The organism is Vibrio kagoshimensis, assembly GCF_050337535.1.
Lineage (GTDB): Bacteria > Pseudomonadota > Gammaproteobacteria > Enterobacterales > Vibrionaceae > Vibrio > Vibrio gallaecicus.
This window is the reverse complement of record NZ_JAKJSZ010000036.1, coordinates 1-9,099: the sequence shown is the minus strand read 5'-3', so window position 1 is coordinate 9,099 and position 9,099 is coordinate 1. Positions and strand designations below refer to the sequence as shown.

Sequence of the window (9,099 nt, the reverse complement as noted above, 5' to 3'; positions counted from 1 at the left end):
ACACAAATAGCACCAGCAAACTCACTGTCACATACGACTTTATAAAACTTATTTTTACTYACTTCCGCTTTGAACCACTCTATTGACTCGATATTTGGAGGRAATGCACCATATTTATCATAATCATCTGAAAAGGCTTTTAGCGCAGAATCCTGCAGCAACTGAATGTCATCAGTACTTGCTAGTTGTAGGTAAATATCAGGCATAATTATCCTTATCTGATCATAAATACTAATTTTRGAGCATTTCACATAACGCCCAATTAAGTAGCTGACAACGCTACCAATACACTCAAATTTACCACCTAAATCACTGAAACTAAACTGAGTTGAAAATGCCAAGCGTTGGCAGTCTGCTTAAATTGCTTGTTAGCCCAATTTTTCCAACGTTAGAGAACGATAGCTTCCACACCCAATGCCGTTATCTTGATAACCTGCCAAACTTTCGAACACATTGAAATGAGATACTACGATTACCTTTGAGTAATTCGTGTATCTAGACAACACATTTTCTGCACGGCTTTTAAGTGCATCCCAGGACTCATACGGAACATTACCAGCCTCCGTATTATGTTTCAGTGAAGTACGATGATCATGCCAGCGGCGATCTCTTTCTGAAAGTTCTACGTAACCACCATCTAAGTCTGCCCGCCACTCTCGTAAATCATGTTCAACAAAGAGCTCTAAACCTAGTTTACGGTTAATAATTTCAGCCGTTTGGAGCGCTCTTGTATACGGGGAAGATATGATTACTTCTGCTTTTTCAAGTTGAATGTCTTTAACAACCGCGTGCAATTCATGAATGTAGTCTCTATTTAAAGGGGCATAATCTTTTTCTAGTTGGGTCATTTTTCGCTCGTCAGATAACGAATAGTCAGGCACACCATGCCTTACAAATACAATTTCCATTTGTACTAAATCTCCATTTTTACCGCATTGGGCTAACGYCCAATTAAGGTGTGAGCCACGCAACTAMAACACTCAACTTGGACGCCGTAAACACTAAACTAAACCCAAACCAAAAATGCCAAGCGTGGGGAATCACTCTTGAATTGTTTGTTAGCTTACTCACCCACCGTTAAATACATGAACCCTTTCAAGCGATATTCCATTCTCTTGCTCTTTCGTTAGCAAATGTCCCTTTTCCATTACCTGGAATGTCGGTCTTTGAGTGCCATCAYCTAGTCTAACCTGAACTTTCATACCTCTTGTTTCTGGGTAGTTTGGTAAACTATTAGCTACTGCCCCCGAAAAGGGTGATTCATTGCTATTATCGAAGTCGAATTTTTCAAAATAATTGAAAAAATCACCTTGCGAAACTTCAACCCAAATTCCCCAACCAAAACATTTTTTAACAGCATGGACAGGCAAATACAAAACYCCTCGAATAAAGTATCTTGAATCCAAACGACATAAATCTGAATRTGTTTGTGCTCGTTCATCTCGTACTTCATCACTGAGTTCCCAAATTTCATCAGGCATTTGATATGACTTATCAAAAACAAAGTCGCCGATTTCTTTTCCACAGCACCCACATTTCATTTGTAACTCCTTTTAAGCTAACGCCCAATTAAGTAGCTGACAACGCTACCTATACACTTAAATTTACCACCCAAACCACTGAAGCTAAACCGTACTGAAAATGCCAAGCGTTGACAGTCTGCTTAAATTGCTTGTTATGTGCGTAGTTATTCGACTGACATGTTCATTTTATGTTTGGTATTGGTTTCAGCAAAATTTACTACGACACCATTTTCAATCAATATATCAAGCATATGGGTCGAAATATCTGAAGTGGTTTTTCCTGTAAAAGCTTGCGCTGAAGCACTTCCACCTGTGTATGTATATATCCATTTCTCACCAGTTTCACTTATAACTGTTTTGACGTTAGGTTCACCAAAAATTCTCATTAGATCATCCTTAGTCGTCACCTTTCTTTCAATTTGAGCGACTTGTTCCTTTGTAAATTGCGTTCCATAGTCTACATTAGATTTATATACACAAGCTGATAACATCGAAGTCGCAACGAGTAAAAAAATCACTCTAAGGTTTAATACTTTTCTCACTTTTTCACCTATTTAAATGTTTTACTTTACCGAAAGCACATAACGCCTTGTTAAGGTGTGAGGTACGCATTCCCGGAGCATCCGCATAACACCTTAACCACCAAAACCAACGCATAGTGAAAATACCACGCGTACCGAATCACTCTTGAACAATTTGTTATGTTTATTTTTTAAAGAGCTTACCAAATGTCTTTTTTAAATGATCGTCTAAGTGTGCTTGGACTATTGTCAGCCCCTCTTCTGCCGCTACGTCTAACAACGCATCGTAATCATTTAATTCGTTACAGTTTTGACATTTTATTAAGTCCCCTGAAGAAAATTCCTGATCGGATTCCCCCTCTAACGGGCAGTCACAAAACAGACATTTAAGTTCAACAGTAAAGTTGCCGTCATCCATTATTAGAACCCCATCACTTTAAGACCAAGCGTCGTTAGCGCTAAAAGAGAACCTAGAACAACAAAAAGCCCCTTATGTTCCTCTATGTAATCTGAGGTTTTCTTCAAAAACGACCTGTTTGCCTTAAGTTCATCCGAACGCTTTTTAGAGCGAGCAACACCAATTCCTTTAGGTGTTATTTGTAATCCGTTGTACTTACCACCACCTAAATACGCATGCTTAACCCACTCATGCGCTAAGCACTTGTCTGCCGCTTTTTCTAGTTGTTCAAGAGTGAACTTACCTTTGTTAGTCTCGTTAATCTCTTGAACCAGTTTTTCGTCTATATCGAGCTGAACGGTTTTATATGTATGACCATGCGCTTCCATATAGTCGACAACATTATTTAATAAAGCATATTCAGGCATCATTCCTCCGATAAACATAACGTCACGTTAAGTAGTGAGCAACGCTAACCACCGCACCAAACCATTACACCGTAAACACAAAACCCAACCTTGAACTGAGAATGCCGAGCGTTGGGAATCTGTCTTAAACGCCTTGTTAGGTAATATTGTCGTGCGGGAAGTAACCGAACCGTACAATACCAATGCAATCATAATTGATTAACCACTTTTTCTGCGTAGAAACCAAATAAAATGATTCATCCGCAAAATATTTACCTAGCTCTGCTAATACACTACTGAACGTGGTCCTTTCATTTACTAGCCATGTGCGCGATACCCATACGACACTTTCATTTAAATCAATTTGTTTGGATAGTAACCATGTATCAAGCTTAGATATATCGAATTCCGTCTCTGTTGAAACCGTAACCCACTCACTGGTTCGATTTGTTCCGGAATCCCATTTAATACGATATAAGTCAGGTTCAACTACTCGCCTGATATCTCTTGGTCTAAGATTTATGTCTGATAAGTTCATATGTATTACCTAACGCCCAATTAAGTTGTGAGCAACGCCGCCACCTTACCTAAACACTTCGCCGTAATCACCAAACAAGTTGAAACCAAAAGTGCCGAGCGTTGCGAATCAGCTTAAATTGCTTGTTATGCTGATGATCCTACTTCTATTTTCAAGCAAAAAAGGCGTGATAAATCACGCCTTTCACTGTTGTTCAAACGGAATTATTTACGTTTGTGACAGTGGTACTCACCTGTTTTACTGTTTGTATGACAGCCATTTGCATCCGTGCCTCCAGAATGAGCAACAGCCGCAGAAACCATACCAAAACTAACAAGAAGAACTAATACTGCCTTTTTCATTTATTACTCCGAAATATACGCTCTAATTTGAGCGCGCGGAGTTTCACACAAATGCAATTGGTTTTATATGATTTAGATCAACCTTGGAGCGGCATAACGCCGCGTTAAGTAATGAGCAACGCTTGCCACCTACCCTAAACCATTGCACCGTAAACACCAAAACTGATTTGAACTGAAAATGCCAAGCGTTGGGAATCTGCCTTAAACGCTTTGTTATGTGTTTTTACTTTTCCAAGCTTGAAAATCAATGACTTTGCCAATTTTAGGTTTGAGACTTATAAATGGGTCAACCTGATCTTGGACTAATTGTTCCATTACAACTCTAGCTTCAGCAATAGTTTTGTAGCCATTGAAGTGCAAATAGCGACCAAACAAACGTAAGTCTGGATCAAACAAATTGAGTTCTACTGCCGAATGTCTACAAGATTTGTCTGAGCAAATCATACTTCCAAAAGTTCTTTCTGATACTGGTTTACCATTCTTTGTCAACTCGACTTTCATTTCTTCTCCGAAGCTTTGAATTGCTCTAAATAACTAATATTAATCCACATAATCTTTGAAACACATAACGCCGCGTTAAGTAGTGAGCAACGCCACCACCCTACCTAAAACCTTGCCACCTTAAACACTAAAGTTGACCCAAACTGAAAATGCCAAGCGTTGGGAATCTGTCTTAAACGCTTTGTTAGTTTGCTTACATGATGAAGCCAAAGTTTAGCGCCAAGGTGCTGAATTAGTTACAAAACTACTGGCTTTGAACACCAATATAAAACTGGAAACTACAGAACTCTAACCCAGACAACAAAACGAACTTGGCTAAGAAGCGACATGCGCTGCACGACCACAGTTTGAAGTACTTTGGCTAACAAAGGATTCATTCGACCAACCTGAAGACCAAGTGCGACAAAGCCACTTGTTAGTGAGTGAGGTACAAAAAAAAGAAGCCACGCGAGATGCACTAAGCAACCAAAATTACTGATGCGGAGAAATGAATAACGTTGAACTCAAAGAGCCGAAAAACACCCTACGCGCGATGAGATTTGGTTGCACAACTTTCGTAAAACGAACAGGTGTAAAGCACAGAAACCAGACTAGGCTCTTTGACTACAAACGCTTTTCTACTATTGCAAACTAACGCCCTGTTAAGGGGTGAGCAACGCAATATCGAAGTCACCGCATAACACCTTAAACACTAAAACCACCGCAAAGTAAAAATGCCACGCGTTGCGAATCCCTCTTGAACAGTTTGTTATGTGCCAGACACTAAACTAGGAATTCTAGCTTTTCTGACGCCTTAGTTGGCACGATTTCTGTTACTTCATAGCTTGCTAATCCTTCTCGATGAAAAGGGTCTTCAGCCAGTACGTCATTAAGCTTGTTTCGGTCACTAATGGTAGAAATGATTACACCACCAGTTCTTGGCTCTTTGCGCCCAGATAAAACAAAGTGACCTTTTGCATATTGTTCATTGAGATAAGCCACATGCTCAGGAATGAAAACATCGACTTTCTCTAGAGGCACCTGATAAGTCAAAGACACGATAAACATACATTCTCCTTACATTTTTTGCGCTAAAGTACAGTGGCACATAACGCCCAATTAAGTAGCTGACAACGCTACCTATACACTCAAATTTACCACCGAAATCACTGAAGCCAAATCGAGTTGAAAATGCCAAGCGTTGGCAGTCTGCTTAAATTGCTTGTTATGTGAATTATTGCACTCTAAATTGATTAAACCAATTCAGCATTTGTTTTTTGCTATCATCTCTAGCAGCAGAATTCCCACCGACTGTATGTCCACTATACGACTGTACTGGTATATAGAAATCAAAGCTATGGTGAGCGCCTTCATATGAAATAACATCAAATGGTATATCTGTTGAGTTACGCATAGTAACCAAACAAGGCTTTATTGGTGTCCAGTTATCAGCCTCCCCTCCGAGTACTAACAATGGAGTCTTTATTTCATGCGGTAAAGCCCCACACCAAGGGTAAAAAGCAGCAATAGCTCTAAATTTCAAGGTGTCGGAAAACCCCAGACTTTGGACTTTATTCGCTATAGATAAAGCAACACTCCCCCCATTACTTTGCCCCATAAGAAAGATATTATTTTTATCCACATAAGGGAGAGTCTTCAAATATTGCAGAGCATTATAAGCATCTTCCTGTCGATAGTTTCTCGCTTTAGAGAGTTCAGAAAGAGAATTACATACCATTCCTCCTTCCTTTTTTCGCCCGCCAAAACTATCTAGAATTAAGGCTGAATATCCGTTTTCATTCAAAAAGTTTGCATAACTGAGTAAGCTAATACTAGCTTCACGAATTAAACCGCTACATCCGTGCATAAGTACAACTGTAGGAAATAGCCCGTCGCCTTCAGGTTTATGAAATGTGGCGACTAAAGGAGGGCTTGCGGCTTGCTCATCAAAAGTGGACTCCAACATATCGGAACTAGGTATATGTTGCGAACTTTGCTTAGTACAACCGACAAGACTTAAGAATAAAATTACAAATAACAGTTTCATGGCTTACTTACCAAATTCACATAACGCCCAATTAAGGTGTGAGGCACGCAATACCGATGCTCCCGCATATCACCTTAATCATTAAAACCAACGCATAGTAAAAATGCCACGCGTGCCGAATCACTCTTAAATTGTTTGTTATATTAATCGTTGTACTCGACTTTATTATTAGTCAGCTTAACTAACTTCCTATGTTGGAGCTCATCGACAATATCAGACACTTCTTCTTCAGAAATACCACCTTGAAACTGAAACATTGCTTTGATCGAGTTCGTTAGCGATTTTGCTTTCACTGGTCTTAATTTAAGCAAACGTTCATATACGTAGGAAATAGTGTCAATTTCTTGCTCTTCGACAATAGCTTCAGGAATAGTAGATTTTGATTCTATTGCTCGATCTTGAGGATTAACTGTTTCTTCTTCTTTTCGAGCAGTCTGAATTAACAACTGTGCGAGCCGCAACTTATCGCGATAATCTAATTGTTCACATGCTAAAGCGATAACATCATAGTTCATATAAACTCCTTTTGTGCTCGATTTTTTTGATTAATATAACGCCGCGTTAAGTAGTGAGCAACGCCACCACCCTACCTAAAACCTTGCCACCTTAAACACTAAAGCTGACCCAAACTGAAAATGCCAAGCGTTGGGAATCTGTCTTAAACGCTTTGTTAGTTTGCTTACATGATGCAGCCAAAGTTTAGCGCCAAGGTGCTGAATTGGTTACAAAACTACTGACTTTGAACACCAATGTAAAACTGAAAACTACAGAACTCTAACCCAGGCAACAAAACGCACTTGGCTAAGAAACGACATACGCTGCACAACCACAGTTTGAAGCGTTTTAGCTGACAAAGGATTCATTCGACCAACCTGACAACCAAGTGCGACAAAGCCACTATTTTACGGATTAACCACCAAGAAAAAGAAGCAGCGCGAGATGCACTAAGTGACCAAAGTTACTGATGCGGTGAAATGAATAACGTTGTACTCAAAGAGCCGAAAAACACCCTACGCGCACTGATGATTTGGTTGCACAACTTTCGAAAAGCGAGCAGGTGTAAAGCACAGAAACAAGACTAGGCTTTTTGACCATAAACGCTTTTCTACTTTTGCAAACTAACGCTAAGCTAAGCTGCCGCAAACCGTGGCATATACTTTTGCGAAGCAAAAATGCCACGCGTTGGAGGTCTGCTTGAGCGCCTTGTTAGAACGTTATTCATAGGTATCGAGGTCTATTTTGTACTTACTTAAGACCTCCTGCATTTGAAGTTTTTTCTGACCTGCTGCAACCGCCATTACCTTTGCAGTTACATCTGAAATTTCACCTTTTGTAATGCCTGCTTTCTTTGACTGCGCTAGGTAGTATCGCGTACAAGGTAAGCAGTTCATTGCCATTGCTGCCGATAAACCAACTAGTAACTCAGTCTTGGTATCAAGGTGCTCATTTTCATGAGTGGAGTGATAAAACTCCTCATAAGGTTTTTGATGCTTCCCTAGCATGATATCTCCGTGTAAGTTCTAACGCCGCATTAAGGTGTGAGCGGCGCTTGGCTATGCTTGAGCGAAGCGAAACTGCCAAGCGTTGCGAATCACTCTTAAATGCTTGTTATGGCGATTTACTTTAGACTTGCTTGGATTATTAGTAACTCAATTTCATTGTCCGATGCATTAACCAAACCATGGGTGCCAAAACGTTTATTAACTATCATATCTCCTGAAGCCACTTTTCTATCCTTACCTTCAATGGTCATAATGCCTTCACCTTTCAAAATGATATACATTTCTTCATCGTCTCCGTGAGTATGCTCACCCATAGAGCTTCCCGGTGGCATAACGACACGGATGGCAAAATCCCAAGCACCATCGAAGTCTTTACGTCTGAATGCTCGATAGATATCTATTGAACCTTCTCCATCATGGCTATTTTCGTCGACTTCTTTATTGCAAGTGTAAAAATTACGTATCATCTTTTCCGAATTCCTTTCTGATTATTTTCCGCAGATCTACTGAGCGCCATAACGCCGCATTAAGGTGTGATGCACGCTTGGCTATACTTGAGCGAAGCGAAACTGCCAAGCGTGAGGAATCACTCTTAAATGCTTTGTTATAGCTCAACTACTAACGCATGATTTTGTCTAATAGATCTTTCGCACGTTTCTTATATTCGTCTTCGGTAATGGTACCGTCATCAAGTAATCGCTTTAATTTTTTAAGCTTCAAATCTGTTTCTTCTCGCTCAGTTTCAGATTGGTTCTTCCATGCTTTCCATGCTTTAGAAATAGCTTCGATAGAGAACGTCCCGCCAGTTACTGCATAAACGATAATCCAACCTGTSGCACCAACAGCACCGACTGGAGCAAACGCAGGAACAGATAGCAAAATACCGATAGCTGTAGCACCAGCCAATAAAGACTTAATGAAAATATTATCTTGAATTGATTGCGGGATGAAATTAGCAACGATGTCACGAATTTGACTAGAGCTTAGTTTTGCCATTAATAAATTACCTATAGTGTGATATGAGTTTATTATACCACACCCAGTACGCCATACTACACTGAGCTATAACGCCCAATTAAGTAGCTGACAACGCTACTAATACACTCAAATTTACCATCTAAATCACTGAAGCTAAGCCGAGTTGAAAATGCCAAGCGTTGACAGTCTGCTTAAATTGCTTGTTATACATACATTGCACCATAGATTGCTAGTAAGCCGATTGGAAGGAGTAATATCCATTGTGGAAGTTTTACAAAAACCTTAGATCCAAAAAAATACAACCCAACCGCCACAAACACTGATGCATACAGAATATATAAAAAACCTAGCGACTGGATTAGGAA

14 protein-coding genes and 1 pseudogene are annotated in these 9,099 nt (G+C 39.8%); all 15 read right to left on the bottom strand.

What is annotated here, in order from left to right:
* A pseudogene (locus L4C37_RS21665) lies at positions 1-206 on the bottom strand (GNAT family N-acetyltransferase); the annotation flags it as partial.
* Positions 207-368: 162 nt separating this feature from the next.
* Entirely contained in the window at positions 369-908 is a 540-nt protein-coding gene (locus L4C37_RS21660) for a histidine phosphatase family protein (protein ID WP_429769982.1), read from the bottom strand.
* Positions 909-1,067: 159 nt separating this feature from the next.
* Positions 1,068-1,541, bottom strand: a complete 474-nt coding sequence (locus L4C37_RS21655; protein ID WP_429769981.1) for a DUF2199 domain-containing protein — start codon at positions 1,539-1,541, stop codon at positions 1,068-1,070.
* 146 nt (positions 1,542-1,687) lie between these two features.
* Positions 1,688-2,065 (bottom strand): hypothetical protein, encoded by a 378-nt coding sequence (locus L4C37_RS21650; RefSeq protein ID WP_429769979.1) that lies wholly within the window; start codon positions 2,063-2,065, stop codon positions 1,688-1,690.
* Between the two features lie 163 nt (positions 2,066-2,228).
* The gene (locus tag L4C37_RS21645; protein ID WP_429769978.1) at positions 2,229-2,462 is read right to left on the bottom strand and encodes a hypothetical protein; all 234 of its coding nucleotides are present in this window, start codon (positions 2,460-2,462) and stop codon (positions 2,229-2,231) included.
* A 2-nt stretch (positions 2,463-2,464) separates the two neighbouring features.
* The gene (locus tag L4C37_RS21640; protein WP_429769976.1) at positions 2,465-2,887 is read right to left on the bottom strand and encodes a hypothetical protein; all 423 of its coding nucleotides are present in this window, start codon (positions 2,885-2,887) and stop codon (positions 2,465-2,467) included.
* A gap of 118 nt (positions 2,888-3,005) precedes the next feature.
* Positions 3,006-3,386, bottom strand: coding sequence for a hypothetical protein (locus L4C37_RS21635; RefSeq protein WP_429769974.1), 381 nt, complete (start codon positions 3,384-3,386; stop codon positions 3,006-3,008).
* Between the two features lie 203 nt (positions 3,387-3,589).
* The gene (locus tag L4C37_RS21630; protein WP_102489158.1) at positions 3,590-3,727 is read right to left on the bottom strand and encodes a YHYH domain-containing protein; all 138 of its coding nucleotides are present in this window, start codon (positions 3,725-3,727) and stop codon (positions 3,590-3,592) included.
* A gap of 213 nt (positions 3,728-3,940) precedes the next feature.
* Entirely contained in the window at positions 3,941-4,228 is a 288-nt protein-coding gene (locus L4C37_RS21625) for a hypothetical protein (protein WP_429769971.1), read from the bottom strand.
* A 762-nt stretch (positions 4,229-4,990) separates the two neighbouring features.
* Complete coding sequence (locus tag L4C37_RS21620) at positions 4,991-5,275, bottom strand: YciI family protein (RefSeq protein WP_273297472.1); 285 nt, start codon at positions 5,273-5,275, stop codon at positions 4,991-4,993.
* Between the two features lie 166 nt (positions 5,276-5,441).
* Positions 5,442-6,254 carry a dienelactone hydrolase family protein gene (locus tag L4C37_RS21615; RefSeq protein ID WP_429769968.1) on the bottom strand — a complete coding sequence of 271 codons (813 nt, stop codon included), beginning with the start codon at positions 6,252-6,254 and terminating at the stop codon, positions 5,442-5,444.
* Between the two features lie 143 nt (positions 6,255-6,397).
* Positions 6,398-6,769, bottom strand: a complete 372-nt coding sequence (locus L4C37_RS21610) for a hypothetical protein (protein ID WP_429769966.1) — start codon at positions 6,767-6,769, stop codon at positions 6,398-6,400.
* 699 nt (positions 6,770-7,468) lie between these two features.
* A complete protein-coding gene (locus L4C37_RS21605; protein ID WP_012604262.1) occupies positions 7,469-7,756 on the bottom strand; it encodes a carboxymuconolactone decarboxylase family protein in 288 nt (95 codons plus the stop codon).
* Between the two features lie 116 nt (positions 7,757-7,872).
* Complete coding sequence (locus L4C37_RS21600) at positions 7,873-8,223, bottom strand: cupin domain-containing protein (RefSeq protein ID WP_429769964.1); 351 nt, start codon at positions 8,221-8,223, stop codon at positions 7,873-7,875.
* A gap of 151 nt (positions 8,224-8,374) precedes the next feature.
* Positions 8,375-8,752, bottom strand: coding sequence for an SHOCT domain-containing protein (locus tag L4C37_RS21595; protein ID WP_429769962.1), 378 nt, complete (start codon positions 8,750-8,752; stop codon positions 8,375-8,377).
* Positions 8,753-9,099: the final 347 nt, after the last annotated feature.